Source organism: Dokdonia sp. Dokd-P16 (assembly GCF_003095655.1).
In the GTDB taxonomy this organism is placed as follows: domain Bacteria; phylum Bacteroidota; class Bacteroidia; order Flavobacteriales; family Flavobacteriaceae; genus Dokdonia.
Genome location: NZ_CP029151.1, coordinates 565,263 through 589,535, shown reverse-complemented (window position 1 = coordinate 589,535; position 24,273 = coordinate 565,263). Strand labels below are relative to the sequence as shown.

General features: G+C 37.5%; 35 protein-coding genes. 31 read left to right on the top strand and 4 right to left on the bottom strand.

Going from position 1 to position 24,273, the window contains the following annotated elements; all coding sequences use genetic code 11:
• Positions 1–297: 297 nt before the first annotated feature.
• The 4 genes from DCS32_RS02725 to DCS32_RS02710 form a co-directional block, all read right to left on the bottom strand.
• Positions 298–1,149, bottom strand: a complete 852-nt coding sequence (locus DCS32_RS02725; protein ID WP_108876876.1) for a DUF1735 domain-containing protein — start codon at positions 1,147–1,149, stop codon at positions 298–300.
• A gap of 20 nt (positions 1,150–1,169) precedes the next feature.
• Positions 1,170–2,621: a RagB/SusD family nutrient uptake outer membrane protein gene (locus DCS32_RS02720; RefSeq protein ID WP_108876875.1), complete on the bottom strand. Its 1,452-nt coding sequence runs from the start codon at positions 2,619–2,621 to the stop codon at positions 1,170–1,172.
• A gap of 13 nt (positions 2,622–2,634) precedes the next feature.
• Positions 2,635–5,664 (bottom strand): SusC/RagA family TonB-linked outer membrane protein, encoded by a 3,030-nt coding sequence (locus tag DCS32_RS02715; RefSeq protein ID WP_108876874.1) that lies wholly within the window; start codon positions 5,662–5,664, stop codon positions 2,635–2,637.
• 198 nt (positions 5,665–5,862) lie between these two features.
• Entirely contained in the window at positions 5,863–7,509 is a 1,647-nt protein-coding gene (locus DCS32_RS02710; RefSeq protein WP_108876873.1) for a POTRA domain-containing protein, read from the bottom strand.
• 231 nt (positions 7,510–7,740) lie between these two features.
• Between DCS32_RS02710 and rpsL the strand changes: the two genes are divergently transcribed.
• The 31 genes from rpsL (at position 7,741) to DCS32_RS02555 (ending at position 24,254) form a co-directional block, all read left to right on the top strand.
• Positions 7,741–8,115 (top strand): 30S ribosomal protein S12, encoded by a 375-nt coding sequence (gene rpsL / locus DCS32_RS02705; RefSeq protein WP_013751318.1) that lies wholly within the window; start codon positions 7,741–7,743, stop codon positions 8,113–8,115.
• 25 nt (positions 8,116–8,140) lie between these two features.
• Positions 8,141–8,617 (top strand): 30S ribosomal protein S7, encoded by a 477-nt coding sequence (gene rpsG / locus DCS32_RS02700; RefSeq protein ID WP_013751319.1) that lies wholly within the window; start codon positions 8,141–8,143, stop codon positions 8,615–8,617.
• Positions 8,618–8,620: 3 nt separating this feature from the next.
• Positions 8,621–10,747, top strand: a complete 2,127-nt coding sequence (gene fusA, locus DCS32_RS02695; RefSeq protein ID WP_013751320.1) for an elongation factor G — start codon at positions 8,621–8,623, stop codon at positions 10,745–10,747.
• Positions 10,748–10,758: 11 nt separating this feature from the next.
• Positions 10,759–11,064: a 30S ribosomal protein S10 gene (gene rpsJ, locus DCS32_RS02690; protein WP_013751321.1), complete on the top strand. Its 306-nt coding sequence runs from the start codon at positions 10,759–10,761 to the stop codon at positions 11,062–11,064.
• 153 nt (positions 11,065–11,217) lie between these two features.
• Entirely contained in the window at positions 11,218–11,829 is a 612-nt protein-coding gene (rplC, locus tag DCS32_RS02685; RefSeq protein ID WP_108876872.1) for a 50S ribosomal protein L3, read from the top strand.
• Positions 11,829–12,458, top strand: coding sequence for a 50S ribosomal protein L4 (rplD, locus tag DCS32_RS02680; protein ID WP_013751323.1), 630 nt, complete (start codon positions 11,829–11,831; stop codon positions 12,456–12,458). Before rplC ends, rplD begins: the two co-directional genes overlap by 1 nt.
• Before the next feature lie 6 nt (positions 12,459–12,464).
• Positions 12,465–12,755 (top strand): 50S ribosomal protein L23, encoded by a 291-nt coding sequence (gene rplW / locus DCS32_RS02675; protein ID WP_013751324.1) that lies wholly within the window; start codon positions 12,465–12,467, stop codon positions 12,753–12,755.
• Between the two features lie 9 nt (positions 12,756–12,764).
• Positions 12,765–13,589, top strand: a complete 825-nt coding sequence (rplB, locus tag DCS32_RS02670; protein WP_013751325.1) for a 50S ribosomal protein L2 — start codon at positions 12,765–12,767, stop codon at positions 13,587–13,589.
• A gap of 6 nt (positions 13,590–13,595) precedes the next feature.
• Entirely contained in the window at positions 13,596–13,877 is a 282-nt protein-coding gene (gene rpsS, locus DCS32_RS02665) for a 30S ribosomal protein S19 (protein WP_108876871.1), read from the top strand.
• A 6-nt stretch (positions 13,878–13,883) separates the two neighbouring features.
• A complete protein-coding gene (gene rplV, locus DCS32_RS02660) occupies positions 13,884–14,294 on the top strand; it encodes a 50S ribosomal protein L22 (protein ID WP_013751327.1) in 411 nt (136 codons plus the stop codon).
• A 4-nt stretch (positions 14,295–14,298) separates the two neighbouring features.
• Positions 14,299–15,021 carry a 30S ribosomal protein S3 gene (gene rpsC / locus DCS32_RS02655; protein WP_108876870.1) on the top strand — a complete coding sequence of 241 codons (723 nt, stop codon included), beginning with the start codon at positions 14,299–14,301 and terminating at the stop codon, positions 15,019–15,021.
• Positions 15,022–15,042: 21 nt separating this feature from the next.
• Positions 15,043–15,465 (top strand): 50S ribosomal protein L16, encoded by a 423-nt coding sequence (rplP, locus tag DCS32_RS02650; protein WP_013751329.1) that lies wholly within the window; start codon positions 15,043–15,045, stop codon positions 15,463–15,465.
• Positions 15,466–15,476: 11 nt separating this feature from the next.
• Positions 15,477–15,665 (top strand): 50S ribosomal protein L29, encoded by a 189-nt coding sequence (rpmC, locus tag DCS32_RS02645; RefSeq protein ID WP_013751330.1) that lies wholly within the window; start codon positions 15,477–15,479, stop codon positions 15,663–15,665.
• Positions 15,666–15,676: 11 nt separating this feature from the next.
• Positions 15,677–15,934 carry a 30S ribosomal protein S17 gene (gene rpsQ / locus DCS32_RS02640; RefSeq protein ID WP_013751331.1) on the top strand — a complete coding sequence of 86 codons (258 nt, stop codon included), beginning with the start codon at positions 15,677–15,679 and terminating at the stop codon, positions 15,932–15,934.
• A complete protein-coding gene (gene rplN / locus DCS32_RS02635) occupies positions 15,934–16,302 on the top strand; it encodes a 50S ribosomal protein L14 (RefSeq protein WP_013751332.1) in 369 nt (122 codons plus the stop codon). Before rpsQ ends, rplN begins: the two co-directional genes overlap by 1 nt.
• A gap of 13 nt (positions 16,303–16,315) precedes the next feature.
• Positions 16,316–16,627, top strand: a complete 312-nt coding sequence (rplX, locus tag DCS32_RS02630) for a 50S ribosomal protein L24 (RefSeq protein ID WP_013751333.1) — start codon at positions 16,316–16,318, stop codon at positions 16,625–16,627.
• 2 nt (positions 16,628–16,629) lie between these two features.
• Entirely contained in the window at positions 16,630–17,181 is a 552-nt protein-coding gene (rplE, locus tag DCS32_RS02625) for a 50S ribosomal protein L5 (protein WP_013751334.1), read from the top strand.
• A gap of 3 nt (positions 17,182–17,184) precedes the next feature.
• Positions 17,185–17,454 carry a 30S ribosomal protein S14 gene (gene rpsN, locus DCS32_RS02620; protein ID WP_013751335.1) on the top strand — a complete coding sequence of 90 codons (270 nt, stop codon included), beginning with the start codon at positions 17,185–17,187 and terminating at the stop codon, positions 17,452–17,454.
• An 86-nt stretch (positions 17,455–17,540) separates the two neighbouring features.
• Positions 17,541–17,939, top strand: coding sequence for a 30S ribosomal protein S8 (gene rpsH, locus DCS32_RS02615; protein ID WP_013751336.1), 399 nt, complete (start codon positions 17,541–17,543; stop codon positions 17,937–17,939).
• A 20-nt stretch (positions 17,940–17,959) separates the two neighbouring features.
• Positions 17,960–18,502 (top strand): 50S ribosomal protein L6, encoded by a 543-nt coding sequence (gene rplF, locus DCS32_RS02610; protein WP_108876869.1) that lies wholly within the window; start codon positions 17,960–17,962, stop codon positions 18,500–18,502.
• 11 nt (positions 18,503–18,513) lie between these two features.
• A complete protein-coding gene (gene rplR / locus DCS32_RS02605) occupies positions 18,514–18,870 on the top strand; it encodes a 50S ribosomal protein L18 (RefSeq protein ID WP_013751338.1) in 357 nt (118 codons plus the stop codon).
• A 5-nt stretch (positions 18,871–18,875) separates the two neighbouring features.
• Positions 18,876–19,400, top strand: coding sequence for a 30S ribosomal protein S5 (rpsE, locus tag DCS32_RS02600; RefSeq protein WP_013751339.1), 525 nt, complete (start codon positions 18,876–18,878; stop codon positions 19,398–19,400).
• A gap of 10 nt (positions 19,401–19,410) precedes the next feature.
• Positions 19,411–19,590 (top strand): 50S ribosomal protein L30, encoded by a 180-nt coding sequence (gene rpmD, locus DCS32_RS02595; protein WP_013751340.1) that lies wholly within the window; start codon positions 19,411–19,413, stop codon positions 19,588–19,590.
• A gap of 12 nt (positions 19,591–19,602) precedes the next feature.
• Positions 19,603–20,055 carry a 50S ribosomal protein L15 gene (gene rplO, locus DCS32_RS02590; protein ID WP_013751341.1) on the top strand — a complete coding sequence of 151 codons (453 nt, stop codon included), beginning with the start codon at positions 19,603–19,605 and terminating at the stop codon, positions 20,053–20,055.
• A 13-nt stretch (positions 20,056–20,068) separates the two neighbouring features.
• Positions 20,069–21,421 carry a preprotein translocase subunit SecY gene (gene secY, locus DCS32_RS02585; protein ID WP_108876868.1) on the top strand — a complete coding sequence of 451 codons (1,353 nt, stop codon included), beginning with the start codon at positions 20,069–20,071 and terminating at the stop codon, positions 21,419–21,421.
• Entirely contained in the window at positions 21,421–21,636 is a 216-nt protein-coding gene (infA, locus tag DCS32_RS02580; RefSeq protein ID WP_013751343.1) for a translation initiation factor IF-1, read from the top strand. The genes secY and infA overlap by 1 nt, the downstream gene beginning before the upstream one ends.
• A 17-nt stretch (positions 21,637–21,653) precedes the next feature.
• Positions 21,654–21,770, top strand: coding sequence for a type B 50S ribosomal protein L36 (ykgO, locus tag DCS32_RS02575; protein WP_010519235.1), 117 nt, complete (start codon positions 21,654–21,656; stop codon positions 21,768–21,770).
• Positions 21,771–21,775: 5 nt separating this feature from the next.
• Entirely contained in the window at positions 21,776–22,150 is a 375-nt protein-coding gene (rpsM, locus tag DCS32_RS02570; protein WP_013751344.1) for a 30S ribosomal protein S13, read from the top strand.
• 9 nt (positions 22,151–22,159) lie between these two features.
• Positions 22,160–22,543 (top strand): 30S ribosomal protein S11, encoded by a 384-nt coding sequence (gene rpsK / locus DCS32_RS02565; protein ID WP_013751345.1) that lies wholly within the window; start codon positions 22,160–22,162, stop codon positions 22,541–22,543.
• An 87-nt stretch (positions 22,544–22,630) separates the two neighbouring features.
• Positions 22,631–23,236 carry a 30S ribosomal protein S4 gene (gene rpsD / locus DCS32_RS02560; RefSeq protein WP_013751346.1) on the top strand — a complete coding sequence of 202 codons (606 nt, stop codon included), beginning with the start codon at positions 22,631–22,633 and terminating at the stop codon, positions 23,234–23,236.
• 25 nt (positions 23,237–23,261) lie between these two features.
• Entirely contained in the window at positions 23,262–24,254 is a 993-nt protein-coding gene (locus DCS32_RS02555; RefSeq protein ID WP_013751347.1) for a DNA-directed RNA polymerase subunit alpha, read from the top strand.
• Positions 24,255–24,273 lie beyond the last annotated feature (19 nt).

The window sequence follows — 24,273 nt, the reverse complement described above, 5'->3', positions numbered from 1 at the left end:
TTGATGATAAGTTTTGTTTAACATATAGCTTTATATTTTCATGATATTGAGAGCAGTAATTGTGTTCTGTTTAGAGTAATAAGGATTTAGAATTCGAATGATTTAATGCTCTCAAAATGATTATAATTTATAGGTAGAGGTATTTCTAAATTTATATTTTGTGTTTATAATTGAGTGATCATTGTTTCGCTTTCGCGAAAGCGATTTGCAACAAATAAAAAAAGGCTATCTAAAGAATTAGATAGCCTTTTAATTTTCAACCCTTAATCTAGATTAAGCGGTCTTGTAATAAGAAAATTACGGTTGAACCTGTAATTTTAATCTCAAGGAATTAAATGGTGGACCAAAGTTCACATTATCAATATTTATAATAATTTGATTAATACATGTTAGAACTCTTCCTGAAATTTTAGTGGTAGGTATTGGCGTACTTCCGTTTACGAAAGAAACCCCGCCATCACTTGATTGGTCAGATATAACAAATCCAGTATCAAGATCAATAGTAAGAATTGTGTCAGTACCACCAACATCTGATGAAATTCCTCCAAGAATTGTAATCTGGTTATCTTCTGGTCCAGCTATTACAGTTCTAAGATCTGAAAAGGTTGCTGGAACGCCAAAAGCCTCAAGTAAAGGATTTTCTAATGTTACAGCAGATCCTACTACTTGAGAAAGATCAACAGAAGGACATTCTATTGCTAATCCTAAAGTTAAACGATCCTCACTTTCAGTTAGAATCTCAGCTCCTTCTACAGAATCAAGATTCAATACAATAACATCAGTAATAGCAGGTAAGTTTGGTGATCCTAGTGTAGTTACTGTGAAATCCACAGTAAATTGGCCAGCAGGAATAACAGGACTTAATGTGCTAACGCTATATAGCTCTTGTGCTAAAGTTGTTGCATCTGTATCAATAGACAATTGCGCTGTTCTGTCTGACGAAGATATTGTTGAAACTCCAACTGTAAATGTAGTAGTTGTTTCTGCTTCAGGATTAAATACAACTGTACGAGTTGTAGTAGCTCCATTGAAACCAGCTATAGCTCTGCCATTTTCAGCATCTACTTGAGGGATTTCTGCATCCTCACATGAAGTAAGAGTCATAAATCCTACTAGTAAACTAGCTGCGATATATTTTAATTTATTCATAATATAAATATGTTTTAAGATTAGTAACCCTCGTTTTGAGTGTAATTTGGATTAACATTGATCTCAGCTTGAGGAATAGGAAGTTGGAATCTAAAGTTACCAGCTTCTAAAGTTTGTGTTGTGTTTGGTGTTCCTGTCCCATTTGCTAAGTCTCCAAAAGTACCTCTTACGATAGCTTCACCACGTCTTTTTAGATCATAAAAACGGTGACCTTCAAATGCAAGTTCGATACGACGATTTAATTGAATAGCATCCTCAAGATCTTGTCCAGTTTCTGTTCCAATTGTGAAAGGAGAGAATCTTTGTGCTCTTAGTAAATCTAAAGTTATTAAAGCATCACCTTCTAGACCTAACTCAAATTGAGCTTCAGCTTTGTTTAAAATAGCTTCTGCTACTCTTAAAGCTTTAATATCAACACGACCGTTTACTTGATCAGTTTCTCCAATAAACTTATTTATTGCGTTGTAATTATTCCCTTCATTTTCAGCTGCAAATGTTATAATATTCGTACGAACATCCGAAAATTGTAAAGAATTAAATAGTCCAAAATCAACAGCAAATTCTGAAACTGTAGAACCACTAATCGTTTGACTGTAAATTACACCAACGTTATTAAAATTACTTTCAGAAGCTGTGTTTACAGCAAATTCTACAAGTAAACCTGCATCATTTGAGTCTGTGTAAACACCTGGTATTTCAGTTCTAGTAGCTAGAGGAGCTGTTATTTCGTCTACAATGTCAATTACAGCATCGTAGTCTCCAGTGTATAAATATACTCTACTTAGCATACCTCTTACGGAATTCTTATTGAAAACTCCCTCTGTTTTATCTCCATTAGCAAGAGTCGTCTCATCAATAAGTGCTAGTGCATCAGTAAGATCAGTAATTATATTTTCATAATTACTAGCTACTGTTTCTCTAGATAATTGACTTAACGCATCAATAGGTTCTTTTATGTATGTAATTCCAAGCGATGCGTTTGCATCTGCGCTTTGTGTAGGTATTTTCCCATAAGTACGCACTAGATCTAGGTGAGCAAATGCTCTACCTGCAAGGGCTTGTCCAAGAATATTATCTCTTTCAGCTTCACCATCAATATTATCAATTTGAGATATCATCAAGTTCGCTCTACGAATTGTAGTATAAGCTCCATTGAATACATTAGTGATATATCCACCATTATTTGCTCCATAAGTGAAGTCAGAAAAAACTTGATTTGATCCTCTTCCAGTTCTAGCTATAATTGCGTTATCCGAAAGAATGTCCGGAAGTCCTTGAACTCCAGATCCATTTGAATAGTAGCCAAAGAATGAACTATACATTCCATTAAGAGCAATTTCAAAATTATTTACACTGTTGTAAAAAGTATCAGCATCTCCTTGTGTAAAGGGTGCTATCTCCAATTCATCATCACAAGACGTAAGTCCTAGGGTCATGATGAAAATCGTAATTAAAGTTTTTATTGTTTTCATATTTTATTTTATTTTAAAATCCGATGTCAACACCAAATGTAAGTGACTTAGTTTGTGGGTAACTGAATAAAGAAAATTGTCCAGGTACAAATCCAGCATCGCCAGGGCCGCTATTTTCAGCAGAACCAATACCGATTTCTGGATCTCCTTCATAGTCAGTAAACGTTAGTAAGTTTTGTCCAGTACCATAAATTCTTACTGAAGAAAGACCTGTTCTGTCTAGTAGTTGACTAGGGATGTCGTAAGAAAGAGTTAATGTTCTTAGTCTTACATAATCACCTTTCTCTAAGAATCTAGTAGAGGTTTGGTCAGCTGTTGCTTCAAATAATGGGTTAGGAAGAACATTTTGATCTCCTGGTTGTTGCCAGTAATTGAATGCTTCAACTCTTTGGTTTGAATCGATATTACCGATTTGGACACCTGCAGATCTTTGGAAGTTTTGGATGTAGTTTCCAGCTTTGAAAACAAAATCACCGCGAAGACCAAAGCCTTTGTAACGTACATTTCCGTAAAAACCTCCTTCTATGTTTGCAAGTGGAGATTTACCTTCTAGAGTCTTAGCAAAGTCAGCACTGTATTGATTTGTTACATCTCCATCTGCTGTAAGGTAAAGTGGTTCACCATTTGCGGGATTAACTCCAGCATATTCAACTAAAAAGAAAGTATTGATTTCTTCACCTACACGTAAAATTGTATTTCCATTATTGATGTCTTCACCATCTACGAGTTCTTTAACTTCATTGTCAAGGAAGGCAATGTTTCCTCCTAATGATACTCTCCAGTCTTCTGTTTTGATGGCGTCAAAGTTTAATGCAACTTCTAATCCAGAGTTTTCAATTTTACCAATGTTAGATAAAATTCCATTGTTTCCATCACCTACAAGTCCTGAAATAGGTCTATTTAGAAGAAGGTCTTCAGAAGTCTTTACGTAGTAATCTACAACACCACTAATGCGGTTGTTAAATAGACCAAATTCAACTCCGATATCAGCAAGAAATTGTTGTTCCCACTTAATATCTGGATTTGCTATACCACCTGGTACTGCAGAGCTATTTCCATTGTATGTTCCAAAACCGATAAGGTTAACAAATTGGTTGTTACCTATGTTTTGATTACCTGAACTACCATAAGAAGCTCTTAGTTTAAGGTCGTTAAAAATACTTCCTTCCATAAAATCTTCTCTAGCAATATTCCAAGCAGCACTTCCACTGTAGAAAATCGCATTTTGATTTTCAGGACCAAAACGAGATGACGCATCGTTTCTTACCGATGCAGATACAAGGTATTTACCGTCATAATCATAATCAACAAATAGTCCTTGTGAGAATAAACTGTTACGAACCTCAGTCGACCCACCATCACTAAAATCAGCGGCTACATCTAAGAAAGGAATATCTGCTGTAGGGAATCCTCTACCTGATACGTTAGTACGAGTAAAGATTCTTTCATTGTATTCTAAAAGTACATCAGCACTAATATTGTGCTTCTCTCCAAATGTATCTTTATATCCAAATACGTTACTTACGTTATATTGGAAATCTACATTAAGTGACTCTCTTTGAGTACCAGGGAAGTTTGAATCACCTACAATAGGGTCTAGCGTTCCACCAGCAATAGATCTAGCTACTGTTCTACCTCTGTTAGTAGTTGTACCTACTGCAAATCTGTTTGAAAATTTATCAGAAAACTTTAGGTCTGCAAAAATATTAGCAACAAGCAAGAAGTTTGTGTTAGTTTCAGGTTCAGTTTGTAGTGCCTGTGCAACTGGGAATCCTGAAGTCGTAGGGTTGAATTGAGGTTCACCATCTGCGTTTGTAACTATTTCATTGTTTCCATCTCTTAAGAATAGAGTTTCATAAGGATTTGCGTCGTATAAAAATCTGAAAGGATTTTGAACGTTGTTACGGTCCCTTGGTAAATCTGTAGTACTTCTAGACGCAGAAATATTAGTTCCCACTGTAAGCCAATCTCTAGCTTCATAAGTTGTATTTAAACGGGCTGAGATTCTTTCAAAACCATCAATACGATCAATAATACCTGTGTTTTTGTCATATCCAAGAGACAAGAAGTAGTTGATTTTCTCATCAGCTCCTGATATAGCAAGAGAGTTAGATTGAATGTAACCTTTTCTCAAAAGTGCGTCTTCCCAATTGGTGTCATTTCCAATTAATCTAGCTAATTCTTCAGGTGATGATGTTGCTCCTGGAAGTCCTTGAGCCTGAGGTACACCTAGTGCAGCATATTGTCTCTCAAGTTCTAATTTTTGAGATGCATTCATTAAATCAAATGGATCTGCAATTCTCTCGCTAGTTCCTATAGAAGATCTAAATACAAACTTAGCGTCTTTACTTCTACCTCTTTTTGTAGTAATTAAGATAACTCCGTTTGCTCCTCTTGAACCATATTTAGATACTGTAGCAGCATCTTTAAGTATAGTTAGGGTCTCGATATCGTTAGGGTTGATGTTGTTAACAAACGCAGCCTCAATAGGGGCTCCATCAATTACATATAATGGTGTTGTTGCAGCATTAATCGAACCTACTCCACGAATCTGTACAAATGCAGTTTGACCTGGTTGTCCATTTGCAGCAGTTACCTGTACTCCGGCAGCTTTACCTTGAAGAATGTTATCTACACTCGTAGATGGCACAAAATCTTCAATAGAGCCAGCACTTACGGTTGTTGTAGCTGCTGTAGATAAATCTCTTGAGCGACTTCCATAACCTGTAATAACAACTTCTGCTAGTGAGTTGTCAGCTTCAAGAGTGGCATTGATTGAGTTTTGATTACCAACTTGGATGTCTAAAGTTTTGAAACCAACGTAACTAAAAGAAAGAACATCACTTGATGCTGCTTCAATAGAAAAGTTTCCATCAAAATCTGTTTGAGTACCTGTAGAGGTACCTTTAATTACCACTGTCGCACCTGGAAGTGGTCCATTAGCCTCAGTTACCGTACCCGTAATGATACGACCCTGTGCAAACAGGGCGGAGGCACTTAAAATAGTACAAAGAACAAGTACTTTTTGTAAAAGTGTTTTCATAAAAAAATTTGTTTATTTAAAGCAAAAATCTGTAATAAGATTATTTGAATCACAAACTTTTTTGTTAAAAAAATTAAGATAATTTAACTTTAACTTATTGTTAACTTAGGTTTGTGAAATTGAAGGTAAAATTTTAACCTAATAACTTTTGATTAGAATTATCTATTGCATACATGTCAATCAGTTTTTTCTCGTTTCTTAGAAATTTACTTCAAGAATTATATGGAGTTTAGTGTCTGAAAACCTAAACTCTTGATTATCAAATAGACCATTTGCAATATTTAATTTTAGTATTCCCGTTTTCGTCTGAATGCCAGTGCCTAAGCCAAAACTGTAGAGTTTTCGTTTTGTCTTCTCTATATTGTTTTCAAGGTATCCAAGATCTAAAATTGAGTTGATGTAGATCCCTTCATTTAATTTGTATCTATATTCTGTGTTAAGGGTGTTGTAAAGGTTTGCTAAAAGACTGTTTTCTTCAAATCCTCTAAGAGTTAAAATTCCCCCAAAACGATAAAGCTCGTTTGTTAAGAAATTGTTAGAGATTAAATATTGTGTGGTGCTTTTTGCAAATATGGAGTGTTTATCGCTTAAGGTAAATTCATTTTCTAGTATAGCAGTAAGGGATATTTGTTTGTCTAAGCTTTCTGTGATTTCTCTATTTCCAAAAGTAGCTCTAAAGTGCAAACGTCTTTTTGTAGGAAAAAATAAATTAGTGGATAAATTTTGATGTGTAAATGATGTTGTTAGTCTTTTAGAGGTGAAGTCTTCAAGATTTATAAGTTGAGTAGTTGTATTGTCATTAAGATTTTCTGATTGTTCAGATTCGTACCCTAGAGTAAGGTGGTTTTTTTGATTTAGTTGATAGACTAAATCCAATGACTGCTGTGTTGTGGAAAATGTGCTGTCTTTTCTAAATAGGTTGAGAGATGCTTCAATTCCTAGCGGACTTTTGAAAAGGTAGGGTAGCTTGGTTTTTAAATGGAGCTGCGATTGATCGCCGCCATCTGCTTTGTAATTTAAAATGAATGTTTCTCCATAGTTAAAGTTGTTGGTAAGGAGTAAGTCGAGATAACCATTTAAGCGAAAAGAATTGTCTTCCTCATTTGCAAAGCCTAGAAAGCCATCAAATTTATTAGCATTCTTACGTTCTAAGTATAGGTAGACTGTTGTGCTGTCCGGATTAAAAAGTACTTGCGGATTTTTTATTTGATTTACAAAAGGGAGGTAGGAGAGGTCTTTACTTTGATTATCGAGTTTATCGCGGTTAAATATTTCGCCCTCTTTTAATTTGACACTATGTCTGAGAAAGCTTTTCGGGATATTCGTGTAACCTTCTATTTCAATTCTATCAATTGTCCTGTTTTTTTCAAAAGAAGATTTAAGTGATCCTATGAGATTGTGTTGTGTTGTTTTTGTGATGTTGGTTATTTGAAACGTTGCAAAAGGATTTCCGTTGTTTGAAGCAATGGAGCTTAGTTTCTTTAAGTACGCTTTCGCGAAAGCGGTCTCTATAGTTATACTGTCATTTTTAATTTTATATCCTGTCTGTTTTATATAACTCTCGAGGTTTTCGTGTTTTTTGATTTTTAAAGTTATGTATGGATATGGTTTTTCTAGAAGGAAAGTAGCAATGTATAAGGTGTCGCTTTGTGTAGTTAGATCGTAGCTGCTGTCTAGGTATCCTAAATTTTGAAGTTGTGTGTTTAGGTTTTTCAGTTCGTCTAATGCGGACTGTCTATCTTCAAATGTCGTCCTATAATATGTGTCATCTAGAATGGTAGATTCTGATTGAATATTACTTGTTACTTCTAGTTGGATTCTTGCGTCATTTTTTTGTGCAGACATATTGTGTCTGGCGAAGCAAATAATTAAAAATAGATAGAATAGTTTCAAGTAATATTTTTAGTGTTGTTTTAAAACGAATTTAGGATTACGAAAGTATGCTAGTTTTTTGGTATTCAGAAGTTTTTCCAAATTTTAATCAAAGTGGGTTTGATGGTTAGTAAATTATTCTTACTTTTGCAAACCCTAAATTTGGGTAGATTAAGAAAATTAACAATTAGGTAGAAAGAAATTATGCCAACAATTTCACAATTAGTACGTAAAGGAAGAACCAAGATTACCAAGAAGAGTAAATCTGCTGCCCTTGAATCGTGCCCACAACGACGTGGCGTATGTACTCGTGTTTACACGACTACACCTAAAAAACCAAACTCGGCTATGCGTAAAGTTGCGCGTGTTCGTTTAACAAATGGTAAAGAGGTGAATGCATACATCGGTGGTGAAGGACACAATTTACAAGAGCACTCGATAGTATTGGTAAGAGGTGGAAGGGTAAAAGATTTGCCAGGAGTTAGATATCACATTGTACGTGGAGCCTTAGACACCGCTGGTGTTGCAGGAAGAACGCAATCGAGATCTAAGTACGGTGCAAAACGCCCTAAGAAGTAAATCAACAACACTTTAAGAAGAAGTAATGAGAAAAAAACAGGCCAAGAAGAGACCAATTCTTCCAGATCCGAAATTTAATGATCAGTTAGTGACTCGTTTCGTTAACATGATGATGTGGAGTGGTAAGAAGTCTACTGCATTCAAAGTTTTTTATGATGCAATTGATATCGTAGAAGAAAAAAACACAAACGAAGAGAAAACTGCTCTTGAATTGTGGAAAGATGCTTTATCTAATGTGATGCCACACGTAGAAGTACGTAGTCGTCGTGTGGGAGGAGCAACATATCAGATCCCAAACCAAATCCGCCCAGATCGTAAGATCTCTACGGCTATGAAATGGTTAATTAGTTTTTCTCGTAAGAGAAATGAGAAATCAATGGCTGCAAAACTTGCGGCAGAGATTCTTGCTGCTGCAAAGGAGGAAGGTGCTGCTGTAAAGAAGCGCGTTGATACACACAAGATGGCAGAAGCAAACAAAGCATTCTCACACTTTAGATTCTAAGAAATGGCTAGAGACTTAAAATTTACTAGAAATATAGGTATTGCAGCTCACATTGATGCTGGAAAAACTACGACTACAGAGCGTATCCTTTATTATACAGGTGTAAGTCACAAGATTGGTGAAGTGCATGATGGTGCTGCAACAATGGACTGGATGGAGCAAGAGCAGGAGCGTGGTATTACAATTACCTCTGCTGCTACTACTTGTACTTGGAAGTTTCCAATGGAGAACGCACAGACGCTTCCTGATACTAAGGATTATCACTTTAATATTATAGATACTCCTGGTCACGTTGATTTTACTGTAGAGGTGAATCGTTCTTTACGTGTACTTGATGGTTTAGTATTCTTGTTTAGTGCTGTTGATGGTGTTGAGCCGCAATCAGAAACTAACTGGAGACTTGCAGATAATTACAAAGTGCCACGTATTGGTTTTGTAAATAAAATGGACCGTCAAGGTTCAAACTTCTTAGAGGTTTGTACTCAAGTTAAGGAAATGTTAGGTTCAAATGCTGTGCCTATCGTTCTTAACATTGGTGATGAAGAGGATTTTAAAGGAATTGTCGATCTTGTTAAGAACCGTGCTATCGTATGGCATGAAGAAGGAATGGGAGCAACATTTGATGTTGTTGATATTCCAGAAAACTTAAAAGAGGAAGCAAGAATGCTTCGCGGTAAGCTTATTGAAGAAGTTGCTGCGTATGATGAAAACTTGCTAGAAAAATATATGGAAGATGAGGATTCAATTACAGAAGATGAAGTGCACGCTGCGCTTCGTGCTGCTGTAATGGATATGTCTATCATTCCTATGATCTGTGGTTCTGCATTTAAGAACAAAGGAGTTCAATTCCTTCTTGATGCTGTTTGTCGTTACTTACCTTCTCCTATGGATAAGGAGGGTATCGTAGGTGTAAACCCAGATACAGAAAAAGAAGAATTACGTAAGCCAGATGTAAAGGAGCCTTTTGCTGCTCTTGCATTTAAAATTGCAACAGATCCTTTTGTGGGTCGCCTTGCATTTTTTAGAGCATACTCAGGTCGTTTAGATGCTGGATCTTATGTACTAAACAATCGTTCTGGTAAAAAAGAGCGTATCTCACGTATCTATCAAATGCATGCTAACAAGCAAAATGCGATTGACTATATAGAGGCTGGAGATATTGGAGCAGCTGTAGGTTTCAAGTCTATTAAGACTGGAGATACACTTTCTGATGAGAAGCACCCTATTGTTTTGGAATCTATGGACTTCCCAGATCCGGTAATCGGTATCGCGGTTGAGCCTAAAACTAAAGCAGATGTAGATAAATTAGGAATGGGCTTAGCAAAACTTGCTGAAGAAGATCCTACGTTTACAGTTCGTTCAGACGAGGCTTCAGGTCAGACTATTATATCAGGAATGGGTGAGCTTCACTTAGATGTAATTGTAGACCGTTTAAGAAGAGAATTTAAAGTAGAGGTTAACCAAGGTCAACCACAAGTTGAGTACAAGGAGGCAATTACAAGAGCCGCAGAGCACAGAGAAACTTATAAAAAGCAATCTGGTGGACGTGGTAAATTTGCTGACATCGTATTTACAATAGAGCCTGCAGACGAAGGTGTTGTAGGATTGCAATTTGAATCAGTAATTAAGGGTGGTAACGTTCCTAAGGAATTTATCCCATCTATTGAGAAAGGATTCAAAATGGCAATGGTAAATGGACCTCTTGCTGGTTATGAAGTAGATGCAATTAAAGTAACGTTGAGAGATGGATCTTACCACGATGTGGATTCTGATCAACTTTCTTTCGAACTTGCTGCTAAGCTTGGATTTAAAAACTCTGCAAAAGCTGCCAAGGCAGTTATAATGGAGCCTATCATGAAGCTTGAGGTGATTACACCAGAAGAGAACATGGGTGATATTGTAGGAGATTTGAACCGTCGTCGTGGTCAAATGGCAAGTATGGGTGACCGTGCTGGTGCAAAGACTATCAAGGCAACAGTGCCACTTTCTGAGATGTTTGGTTATGTAACAACATTGCGTACGCTATCATCTGGACGTGCAACTTCTACTATGGAATTTTCTCACTACGAGGAAACTCCTGCAAATATTGCAGCAGAAGTTATTGCAGCATCTAAAGGTACAAACGATTAATTACTAAGGAAATGAGTCAAAAAATTAGAATTAAACTAAAATCTTACGATCACAACTTAGTAGATAAAAGTGCTGAGAAAATTGTAAGAACTGTGAAGACAACAGGAGCTGTAGTAACAGGGCCTATTCCTCTTCCAACACATAAGAAAATCTTTACTGTATTACGTTCTCCACACGTAAACAAGAAATCTCGTGAGCAATTTGAGCTTAGCTCTTATAAGCGTTTACTTGATATCTATTCTTCCTCTTCAAAGACTATTGATGCTTTGATGAAATTAGAATTACCATCTGGAGTAGAGGTAGAGATTAAGGTGTGATAGATGTTTACGCTTTCGCGAAAGCGTATTAATTACCACACTAATTTGTCCTGAGCTGCGTGCGAGGGAAAAACGGAAACACACATTCAAGGTCGAACGTGTTCGGCCTTGTTTTTTTTAGAATAGATTTTTTAATAACAAATATTTATAATTATGTCTGGGTTAATCGGAAAGAAAGTAGGTATGACTAGCATCTTTGACGAGAATGGAAAAAATATTCCATGTACCGTTATCGAAGCAGGTCCCTGCGTTATCACCCAAGTCAGAACCACAGAAGCTGACGGGTATGAAGCCCTTCAACTTGGTTTCGATGACGCTAAGAAGGCAAACAAAGCTGCTGCTGGCCACGCCAAAAAAGCAGGAACTGTTGCTAAGCGTAAAGTTGTCGAATTTCAAGGATTTGAAGGAGAGTTTAAATTAGGAGATGCAATTACTGTAGATCATTTTGCTGAAGGAGAATTTGTCGATGTATCGGGAACTTCAAAAGGTAAAGGTTTTCAAGGAGTTGTAAAGCGTCACGGTTTCCGTGGTGTTGGACAAGCTACTCACGGTCAACATAACCGTCTTAGAGCGCCAGGTTCAATTGGGGCAGCATCTTACCCTGCACGTGTATTCAAAGGAATGCGTATGGCAGGTCGTATGGGTGGTGACAAAATAAAAGTTCAAAATCTTAAAGTATTGAAAGTAGTTGCTGAAAAGAATCTACTTGTAGTGAAAGGATGTGTTCCTGGTCACAAAAATGCTTATGTAATCATTCAGAAGTAATGAAGATAGCAGTTGTAGATATCAAAGGAAAAGAAACAGGGAGAAAGGCAGACCTTTCTGATGCTGTTTTTGGAATTGAACCAAACAAGCATGCTGTGTATTTAGATGTTAAGCAATTTCTTGCTAACCAACGTCAAGGAACGCACAAGTCTAAAGAAAGAGCAGAGATTGCGGGTTCTACTCGTAAGATCAAGAAGCAAAAAGGAACTGGTACAGCCCGTGCGGGTAGTATTAAGTCTGGTGTTTTTAGAGGAGGAGGACGTATGTTCGGCCCAAGACCTAGAAATTACTCTTTCAAATTAAACAAAGGATTGAAGAGACTTGCACGTCGTTCGGCACTTACAATTAAGGCTAACGATAACGCAATCACTGTAATAGAAGATTTTAATCTAGACGCTCCAAAAACGAAAGATTTTGTGAATGTTTTGAAAGCCTTAGGGTTAGAGAATAAAAAGTCACTTATAGTGTTGGGAGAGTCAAATAATAACGTATATTTGTCGTCGCGCAATTTAAAGACCGCTAAAGTCGTAAAAAGCTCAGAATTAAGCACTTACGGAATAATGAATGCAAACAACGTTGTGTTCTTAGAAGGGTCTTTAGAAGGTGTTGAAGCAAATTTAGCAAAATAAGACACGATGAGTATTTTAATAAAGCCTGTTATTACAGAAAAAGCAACAAAAGATAGCGAGGAAATGAATCGTTTTACTTTTGAAGTGAGTATGAGAACAAATAAGGTTGAAATTAAGAAAGCGGTAGAAGCTGCTTATGGTGTTTCAGTTGAAAAAGTTCGCACAATGAACGTCCGCCCGGATCGCAAGTCTCGTCATACGAAGTCTGGTGTTCTTACTGGTAAAACAAATGCTATTAAAAAGGCAATTGTACAGCTGGCGGAAGGTGATACAATAGATTTTTATAACAACATTTAAGACAAAAAAATGTCAGTAAGAAAATTAAAACCTATCACTCCAGGGCAGCGATTTAGAGTTGTAAATGGTTTCGACCAGATTACGACTGATAAGCCGGAAAAAAGCCTATTGGCTCCGAAAAAACGCTCAGGAGGTAGAAATAATACGGGTAAGATGACTATACGCCAAGTAGGTGGAGGTCACAAAAAGCGTTACCGTATTATCGATTTTAAACGTAACAAAGAAGGAGTTCCTGCAACTGTTGCGTCAATCCAATATGATCCAAACAGAACGGCGTTTATCGCTCTTCTTGATTATCAAGATGGTGAGAAGCGTTATATTATCGCTCAGAATGGTTTGCAAGTTGGTCAGAACTTAGTTTCTGGTGCAAGTGTAGCTCCTGAGATAGGTAATGCTATGCCACTTTCGGCGATTCCTTTGGGAACTATAATATCTTGTATTGAGTTACGTCCAGGTCAAGGTGCTGTTATGGCGCGTTCGGCGGGTTCATTTGCTCAGTTAATGGCTCGTGATGGTAAGTTTGCTACGGTAAAACTTCCTTCTGGAGAAACAAGATTAATCTTATCAACGTGTATGGCAACAATAGGTGCTGTATCTAATAGTGATCACCAGTTACTTGTATCTGGTAAAGCTGGTAGAAGCCGTTGGTTAGGTCGTCGTCCACGTGTACGTCCAGTAGTTATGAACCCTGTCGATCACCCAATGGGAGGTGGAGAAGGTAAATCTTCTGGAGGTCACCCTAGAAACCGTAATGGTGTACCTGCTAAAGGTTACAGAACGCGTTCTAAGACGAAGTCGAGTAATAAGTATATTGTAGAACGTAGAAAGAAATAATAAGATATGGCACGTTCATTAAAAAAAGGACCTTACGTTCACTATAAGTTAGAAAAGAAAGTTACTGCAAACGTAGAAGGCGATAAAAAGACTGTCATCAAGACTTGGTCTAGAGCTTCTATGATTACCCCAGATTTTGTGGGGCAAACTATTGCAGTGCATAATGGTCGCCAGTTCGTACCAGTATATGTTACTGAGAACATGGTAGGGCATAAGCTAGGAGAATTTTCACCTACGCGCTCTTACAGAGGGCACGGAGCTGATAAGAAAAATAAAGGTAAAAGATAACAGGAGATGGGAGTTCGTAAAAAAGAAGCGGCTAATCGTCGCAAAGAGGCTAATAAGTCTATCGCTTTCGCGAAATTGAATAACTGCCCTACCTCTCCACGTAAAATGCGTCTTGTAGCAGATATGGTACGAGGTACGCAGGTGGAGAGAGCACTTCAGTTGTTGAAATTTAGTAATAAAGAGGCGTCACGTAAAGTTGAGAAACTTGTTCTTTCTGCAGTTGCAAACTGGGAAGCTAAGAATGAGGATGCTAGTATCGAAGATGCTAATCTTTTTATTAAAGAGATCAAAGTGGATTCTGGAACAATGTTGAAAAGACTACGTCCAGCACCACAAGGTCGCGCGCACAGAATTAGAAAACGTTCTAATCACGTAACAGTGATTCTTGGAGCAAAAGATAACACACAAAGCAATTAATTAGATGGGACAGAAGACAAATCCAATCGGAAATCGCCTTGGAATAATCAGAGGATGGGAATCTAACTGGTACGGAGGTAATGACTACGGTGATAAACTTGCCGAAGACGATAAGATTAGACGTTATATTCACGCTCGTTTAAGCAAAGCTAGTGTGTCTAGAGTTATAATTGAGCGTACGCTTAAACTTGTAACCGTTACTATTACTACTGCAAGACCTGGTATTATTATTGGGAAAGGTGGTCAGGAAGTAGACAAGTTGAAAGAAGAGCTTAAGAAACTCACAGGTAAAGAAGTACAAATTAATATCCACGAGATTAAACGTCCAGAGCTTGATGCATTTCTGGTAGGTCAAAGTGTTGCTCGCCAGATAGAAGGAAGAATTTCTTTCCGTCGTGCAATTAAGATGGCTATCGCAGCAGCGATGCGTATGAATGCTGAGGGTATTAAAATCCAGATTTCTGGGAGATTGAATGGAGCTGAAATGGCGCGTTCAGAATCTTATAAAGATGGGCGTATTCCTTTATCTACTTTTAGAGCCGACATAGATTATGCTTTGGTTGAAGCTCACACTACATATGGTAGATTGGGTATCAAAGTATGGGTTATGAAAGGTGAAGTATATGGCAAGAGAGAGCTTTCTCCTTTAGTAGGACTGCAAAATAGCAAGTCTGGAAAAGGTGGTGGAGGTCGTAAGGACAACCGTGGACCACGTCGTAGAAAGTAATTTTTAAAAAGACAGTAAAAAATGTTACAGCCTAGAAAAACAAAATTCCGCAAGCAGCAGAAGGGTCGTATGAAAGGACTAGCTAATAGAGGGCATTTGCTTTCTAACGGTCAGTTCGGTATAAAATCACTCGATTCATCTTTTGTAACTGCGAGACAAATAGAAGCAGCTCGTATAGCAGCAACACGTTACATGAAAAGAGAGGGAACTCTTTGGATTAAGATTTTCCCAGATAAGCCTATCACTAAGAAGCCTTTAGAGGTACGTATGGGTAAAGGTAAAGGTGCTGTAGAATATTGGGCAGCAGTTGTAAAACCAGGACGCATTATGTTCGAATTAGGAGGGGTTCCAGAACCAGTGGCAAAAGAGGCATTACGTCTTGCGGCTCAAAAACTTCCAGTAAGAACTAAGTATGTCGTAGCTAGAGATTTTTCAGCTGAATAAATTATAGTACTATGAAACAATCAGAGGTAAAAGGATTATCTGTAGCAGAATTGCAAGAAGAGCTTGGAAAAGCAAAAAGATCTTACATGGATCTTAAGATGGCGCACGCTATCTCTCCACTTGACAATCCTATTCAACTGCGTTCTATGAGACGTACAGTCGCTAGAATTGCAACTGAATTAACTAAAAGAGAACAATAACGCTGCTTAAGATGGAAAAAAGAAATTTAAGAAAAGAGCGTGTCGGTGTAGTAACTAGTAACAAGATGCAAAAGTCTATCGTTGTTGCCGAAGTTAAAAAAGTAAAGCACCCTATGTATGGTAAATTCGTTTTAAAGACGAAGAAGTATGTAGCACACGACGAAACAAACGACTGCAACGAAGGAGATACAGTTAGGATCATGGAAACACGTCCTATGAGTAAATCAAAGACTTGGAGACTAGTAGAAATCATTGAAAGAGCGAAGTAATGTTACAGCAAGAATCAAGATTAAAAGTAGCAGATAATACCGGAGCAAAAGAAGTTTTGACTATCCGTGTATTAGGAGGTACTAAGAGAAGATATGCTTCTGTAGGGGATAAGATTGTAGTATCTGTAAAAGATGCTACACCTAACGGTCAAATTAAAAAAGGAGCCGTATCTACAGCAGTAGTTGTACGTACTAAGAAGGAAGTACGTCGTCCAGATGGATCATATATCCGTTTTGATGATAACGCTTGTGTTCTTTTAAATGCTCAAGGTGAGATGCGCGGTACTCGTGTATTTGGACCAGTAGCAAGAGAGCTTCGTGACAAACAGTTTATGAAGATTGTATCATTAGCACCAGAGGTGCTTTAATACAGACAATAAGATGACAAAGCTTAAAATAAAAACGGGAGATACAGTTAAGGTTATTGCTGGAGATCACAAAGGGTCTGAAGGTAAAGTCGTAAAAGTATTTATCGAGAAGAACAAAGCAATCGTTGAGGGTGTTAACATGGTGAAGAAGCACGAAAAGCCAAGCGCCGCAAATCCTCAAGGTGGAATTAAAGAAAAAGAAGCGCCACTTCAAATTTCTAACTTATCTTTGATGGATAAGGATGGTAAGACTACGAGAGTAGGTTACCGTATGGAAGGAGATAAGAAGGTACGCTTTGCAAAGTCTAACAACGAAATATTATAGTGATGGGATACGTACCAAGACTAAAACAAGAGTTTAAAGACCGCGTAACGCCAGCCCTTCAAGAAGAGTTTGGTTACAAAAATATTATGCAGGTACCTCGTCTTAATAAGATTGTAGTATCTCGTGGTGTTGGAGCTGCGGTTGCAGATAAGAAGCTTGTAGAAAATGCTGTTGAGGAGCTTACGCTTATCACAGGACAGAGAGCTATCTCGACAATGTCTAAGAAGGATGTTGCGACATTTAAATTACGTAAAGGAATGCCTATTGGTGCCAAAGTTACTTTACGTGGAGAGCGCATGTATGAGTTTTTAGATAGACTTGTTACATCTGCACTTCCACGAGTACGTGACTTTAACGGAATCAATGCTACAGGTTTTGATGGTCGTGGTAACTACAGTATGGGAGTTACAGAGCAGATTATCTTTCCTGAAATCAATATTGATAGAATCAAGAAAATAGATGGTATGAACATCACTTTTCAAACTTCTGCTCAAACTGATAAGGAAGCAAAATCATTACTTGCAGAACTAGGTTTACCTTTTAAAAAGAATTAAGATATGGCTAAAGAATCAATGAAAGCCCGTGAGGTAAAGCGTGCTAAAACAGTTGCAAAATATGCTGAGAAACGTAAGGCTTTAAAAGAAGCTGGAGATTACGAAGGATTGCAAAAGTTACCTAAGAACGCTTCACCTATACGTCAGCACAATCGTTGCAAACTTACAGGTCGTCCTAAGGGTTATATGCGTCAGTTCGGATTATCACGTGTGATGTTCCGTCAGATGGCAAACCAAGGATTAATACCAGGAGTTAAGAAAGCGAGCTGGTAATACAAAGAGTATAAATTGGTAGAAGGTTCTTTTTATGCTTTCGCGAAAGCGGGACTAGAGAAAACCACTACCGTAACTATAATTAAATGAATACAGATACTATTGCAGATTTCCTGACACGTGTGCGTAACGCATCGGCAGCAAATCACAGAGTGGTCGAGATTCCAGCATCAAACCTTAAGAAGGCGATGACTAAAATCTTATTTGACCAAGGGTACATTCTTAGCTACAAGTTTGAAGAAGGTAAAGCGCAGGATACTATCAAGATTGCCTTGAAGTATGATCGCATTACTAAAGAAGCTGTTATTAAGGATATACAAAGAATAAGTAAGCCTGGTTTACGTAAATATTCTTCATCAACAGAGATACCTCGTATATTGAATGGACTGGGAATTGCTATTGTTTCAACTTCTAAAGGAGTTATGACAGGTAAGCAAGCGGCTCAACACAATGTTGGAGGAGAGGTACTTTGTTACGTTTACTAATCAGATAAAAAGACAACAAGATGTCAAGAATAGGTAGAAGCCCAATTACAGTTCCAGATGGTGTTACGGTAAACGTAGCAGATGGTATTGTAACGGTAAAAGGAAAATTAGGCGAGCTTACGCAAGAGTACTCTGGTATAGATATTAAAATCGAAGACGGAACTATTACTCTTGAGCGTGACTCAGATAAGAAGGATGTTCGTGCAAAGCACGGACTATACAGGTCTTTGATTGCAAACATGATTGAAGGTGTATCTAACGGTTTTGAAAAGAAATTAGAACTTGTAGGTGTAGGTTATAGAGCGAGTAACCAAGGTAATAAACTTGATCTTGCTGTAGGATTTTCTCACAATATAGTTTTGGATATAGCTCCAGAAGTGAAAGTAGAAACAGTTTCTGATAAAGGAAAAAATCCTATTATTAAACTTACTTCACATGATAAACAACTTGTAGGACAAGTAGCTGCAAAAATACGCGGTTTCCGTAGACCAGAGCCTTATAAAGGTAAAGGTATCAAGTTTGTAGGAGAGATAATTAGAAGAAAAGCAGGTAAATCTGCATAATACATAGAGAAATGGCATTATCAAAAAGTGAAAAAAGAAATAGAATTCATCTTAGAATTCGTAAGACTATTTCTGGATCTGCGGAGAGACCAAGACTCTGTGTATTTAGAAGTAATAAAGAGATTTATGCTCAGTTAGTAGATGACCTTACGGGGAAAACTATTATGGCAGCATCGTCACGTGATAAAGATATCGCAGCTGCAAAATCAAGTAAGACTGAAACTGCAAAGCTTGTAGGTAAGGCAATCGCTGAAAAAGCTACAAAATCTGGAGTAGAGGCTGTAGTATTTGACAGAGGTGGTTACTTATATCACGGAAGAATTAAACAACTAGCAGAGGGCGCAAGAGAAGGCGGTCTTAAATTCTAAGAAGTATGTATCAAGATTATAAAAACGTAGAGTTAGTAAAACCATCTGGGTTAGATCTTAAAGATCGTTTAGTTGGTGTACAGCGTGTTACTAAGGTAACTAAAGGAGGTAGAGCTTTTGGATTTTCTGCTATTGTTGTAGTAGGTGATGAGAATGGAGTAGTAGGTCACGGTTTAGGAAAGTCTAAAGAAGTAGCTTCTGCAATTGCAAAGGCTATGGAAGATGCTAAGAAAAACTTAGTTCGTATTCCATTAAATAAAGCAACTATCCCTCACGAACAGAAAGGTAAATTTGGAGGAGCTCGTGTACTTTTATTACCTGCAGCAGCGGGTACTGGAGTTATCGCGGGTGGTGCAATACGTGCAGTACTTGAATCAGTTGGGATACATGATGTATTATCAAAGAATCAAGGATCTTCAAATCCACATAACGTAGTTAAGGCAACTTTTGATGCTTTACTTAAGTTAAGAAGTGCTGAGACAGTTGCAAAGCAACGTGGTATCACACTAGATAAAGTGTTTAAAGGATAAATCAAGGACAATGGCAAAAATCAAAGTAACAAAGGTTAAGAGTGCAATAAACCGCACTCAGAACCAAAAGAGAATTTTAGAATCTCTTGGGTTAAGAAAAATAGGCCAGGTAAAGGTGCATGATAATACACCTAACATCCTTGGTATGGTAAGTAAAGTTAGTCACTTAGTTTCTGTAGAGGAAGCTTAATATAAATAACAGATGGAGTTAAATAACTTAAGGCCTGCAAAAGGAGCTGTTAAGAAAAACGATAGTCGTAAAGGTCGTGGTCAGGCAACTGGTCAAGGTGGTACGGCTGGTCGTGGACACAAAGGACAGAAGTCTCGTTCAGGATACAGTAAGAAAATTGGTTTTGAAGGAGGGCAAATGCCACTTCAACGTCGTGTTCCTAAATTTGGATTTACAAATATCAACAGAAAAGAGTATGCAGGTGTAAACCTTGATACATTACAAGAGTATGTTGATGCTGGGCGTTTGACGGAAGAAGTATCTATTGAGTCTCTTATGGAAGCTGGATTAGTTGGTAAAAACGATCTAGTTAAGATATTAGGTAGAGGAGAGCTTAAGGCTAAAATTAAAGTATCTGCACATAAATTTACTGCAACTGCAAAGGCTGCTGTTGAAGCTGCTGGCGGTGAAGCTGTAACGCTATAATTGATATAAGAGGATGAAATTTATAGATACAATAAAGAATATCTGGAAGATTGATGAGCTAAGGAATAGAATACTCCTTACGCTCACACTTCTCCTCGTATATCGTTTTGGTGCTCAAGTAGTACTTCCTGGTATAGATGCTTCACAACTTGGGGGTCTTCAGGATAGTACGGATCAAGGTTTGTTAGGTCTTCTAGCTGCATTTACAGGTGGTGCATTTTCTAATGCATCAGTTTTTGCGTTGGGGATTATGCCATATATATCTGCTTCTATTGTAGTGCAGTTAATGGGAATAGCAATACCTTATCTGCAGAAGCTACAAAAGGAGGGTGAAAGTGGACGACGAAAAATCAACCAAATAACTAGATGGTTAACTATTGCAATCTGTTTATTACAGGCACCAGGATATCTTGCTGCGTTACCTGCATTAGGAGTTCCTTCTAGCGCTTTTGTTATGGGTTTAACACCTACATTCTATATATCATCTGTATTTATTTTAGTTACAGGTTGTGTTTTTGCTATGTGGTTAGGTGAAAAGATTACAGATAAAGGTATCGGTAATGGTATTTCACTTTTAATTATGGTGGGTATTATTGCAACGATGCCTATATCATTTGTACAAGAATGGGTAGCTCGTGTTAATGAGTCAAACGGTGGTTTAATCATGATACTCATAGAGTTAGTGATTTGGTTTGTTATTATCTTGTTGTGTATTTTACTTGTTATGGCAGTACGTCAAGTGCCGGTTTCATATGCAAGAAGAACAGCGACTGGAGCCTATGAAAAAAATGTTTTTGGTAGTAGACAATTTTTACCACTAAAACTTAACGCTTCTGGGGTAATGCCTATTATCTTTGCGCAGGCAATTATGTTTGTTCCTGGGTTGATAGGTGGTGCAAGTTTCTTGGCAGATACCACTGCTGGAACTTGGTTACAAACCAACTTCGGAAATAACATTTTTGGTTTTTGGTATAACCTTGTGTTTGCATTATTGATTATTGTTTTTACATATTTCTATACAGCAATCACAGTACCTACTAATAAAATGGCAGATGATTTAAAACGTAGTGGTGGCTTTATAGCTGGCATACGTCCAGGATCTGAAACTGCTGAATATTTAGATAGAATAATGTCGCAGATTACTCTTCCGGGTTCTGTGTTTCTTGCTCTTATCGCTATATTTCCTGCAGTAGCAGTTAATGTATTAGGTATGCAACAAGGATGGGCATTGTTTTATGGAGGTACATCACTATTAATTATGGTTGGTGTAGCTATAGATACTATGCAACAAGTAAATTCTTATCTTTTGAATAAGCATTACGATGGTCTTATGAAATCAGGTAAAAACCGAAAAGCAGTAGCATAATGGCAAAGCAAGCAGCAATAGAGCAAGATGGATCTATAATCGAGGCATTGTCTAATGCAATGTTTAGAGTAGAGTTAGAAAACGGTCACGTTGTGACAGCGCATATCTCAGGTAAAATGCGTATGCACTATATCAAATTATTACCTGGGGATAAAGTAAAATTAGAAATGAGTCCTTACGATTTATCAAAGGCTCGTATAACTTACCGCTATTAAGCGGAAAAAAGCTGGATATGAAAGTAAGAGCATCCATTAAAAAAAGAAGCGCCGATTGCAAGATCGTTCGTCGCAAAGGAAGATTATACGTAATCAACAAAAAGAATCCTAGGTTTAAACAAAGACAAGGTTAATAGTTATGGCTAGAATTGCAGGGATAGATATCCCAAAACAAAAGAGAGGTGTAATTGCATTAACGTACATCTTTGGAATCGGAAAGAGTAGAGCAGAAGAAATTCTTGCAGCTGCTAATGTATCAGAAGATAAAAAAGTATCTGATTGGGATGACGACGAAATAGGTCGCATACGTGATGCTGTTGGTACATTTACAATAGAAGGAGAACTTCGTTCAGAAGTTTCTTTGAACATTAAACGTTTGATGGACATTGGTTGTTACCGTGGTATTCGTCATCGTGTGGGTCTTCCTTTAAGAGGACAACGTACAAAGAATAATTCTCGTACTAGAAAAGGAAAGCGTAAAACAGTTGCAAACAAGAAGAAAGCAACTAAATAATAAGGCATAATGGCAAAGCAAACTGCAAAAAAACGTAAGGTTGTTATAGAATCAGTTGGGGAAGCCCATATAACTGCTTCATTTAATAACATCATAGTTTCGTTAACAAACAAGAAAGGAGATGTTATCTCTTGGTCATCTGCCGGTAAAATGGGTTTCAGAGGTTCTAAAAAGAATACTCCGTATGCTGCTCAGACTGCTGCAGAAGATTGTTCTAAGGTTGCTCACGAAGCTGGCCTTCGTAAAGTGAAAGTGTATGTTAAAGGCCCAGGTAACGGACGTGAGTCTGCTATACGTGCTGTACACAACAGTGGAATTGAAGTGACTGAGATTATTGATATCACTCCAATGCCGCACAACGGTTGTCGTCCTCCTAAGAGACGTCGCGTTTAATACTAAATTATAATTAATATCTCGAGGGAGAACGATTAGCAAAGGATTGACCTTAATTTCTAATCACCCTCAACAAATACATTTAAAATGGCAAGATATACTGGTCCCAAAACAAAGATCGCTCGTAAATTTGGCGAAGCAATCTTCGGAGAAGACAAATCTTTTGAAAAAAGAAATTACCCTCCAGGGCAACACGGAAACAACAGACGTAGAGGAAAGAAATCTGAATACGCAGTACAGTTAGCTGAAAAGCAAAAGGCAAAGTATACTTACGGTATCCTTGAGCGTCAGTTTAGAAACATGTACGACAGAGCAAATCGTGCTCCAGGAATTACAGGTGAAGTTTTACTTCAACTTTGTGAGTGTCGTCTTGATAATGTTGTACACAGAATGGGAATGTCTCCTTCTAGAAGTGGTGCACGTCAATTAGTAGGACACCGTCACATTACTGTAAATGGAAGCATCGTAAACATTCCTTCATTTCAGGTTAAGCCTGGTGATGTTGTTGCGGTACGTGAGAAGTCTAAATCTTTAGAAGTAATCTCTAACTCTCTTCAAAATTCAAGTAACGTCTACGAGTGGATTTCTTGGAACAACGATAAGAAGGAAGGTACTTTTGTGGCAATACCACAACGTCTTCAGATTCCTGAAAACATCAATACCCAGTTCATCGTCGAGCTGTACTCTAAGTAATAACCACTAAAGCTAGAAAACCGATATGGCAATATTAAATTTCCAGAAGCCCGATAAAGTCATTATGATTGACTCTACTGATTTTGAAGGTAAATTTGAGTTTAGACCTTTAGAACCAGGTTACGGTTTAACCGTAGGAAACGCTTTACGTCGTGTATTGTTATCTTCATTAGAAGGTTTTGCAATTACATCTGTACGTATAGAAGGTGTAGATCACGAGTTTTCTACATTGGCTGGAGTAGTTGAGGATGTTACAGAAATTATCCTTAATCTTAAGCAAGTACGTTTTAAAAGACAAATAGAAGAAATAGATAACGAAACTGTAACAATTTCATTATCTGGAGTAGATCAATTAACAGCTGGTGATTTTCAAAAATTTATTTCTGGTTTCCAAGTGCTTAATCCTGATATGGTGATAGCAAACATGGATAAGAAAGTAAATCTTAATATGGAAATTACTATCGAAAAGGGACGTGGATATGTACCTGCTGAAGAGAACAAGAAGTCTAATGCACCTCTTGGGACTATCTTTACAGACTCTATTTATACTCCTATCCGTAATGTGAAATATAGTATAGAGAACTATCGTGTTGAGCAGAAAACTGATTATGAAAAATTAGTTTTTGAAATCATCACTGATGGATCTATTCATCCAAAAGAAGCTCTTACTGAAGCAGCTAAGACCCTTATTCACCACTTTATGTTATTCTCAGACGAGCGTATCACTTTAGAGGCAGATGAGATAGCTCAGACTGAGACTTATGATGAAGAATCTCTACACATGCGTCAGTTGCTTAAAACTAAGCTTATCGATATGGATCTTTCCGTTCGTGCGCTTAACTGTTTAAAAGCAGCAGAAGTAGAAACATTAGGAGATCTTGTTTCTTATAACAAAAATGACTTGATGAAATTCAGAAACTTTGGTAAAAAGTCACTTACTGAGCTTGAAGAGCTTGTAAATGTAAAAGGCCTTAGTTTTGGAATGGATCTAGCTAAGTATAAATTAGATAAAGACTAGTTAGCTATAGCAGAAATGC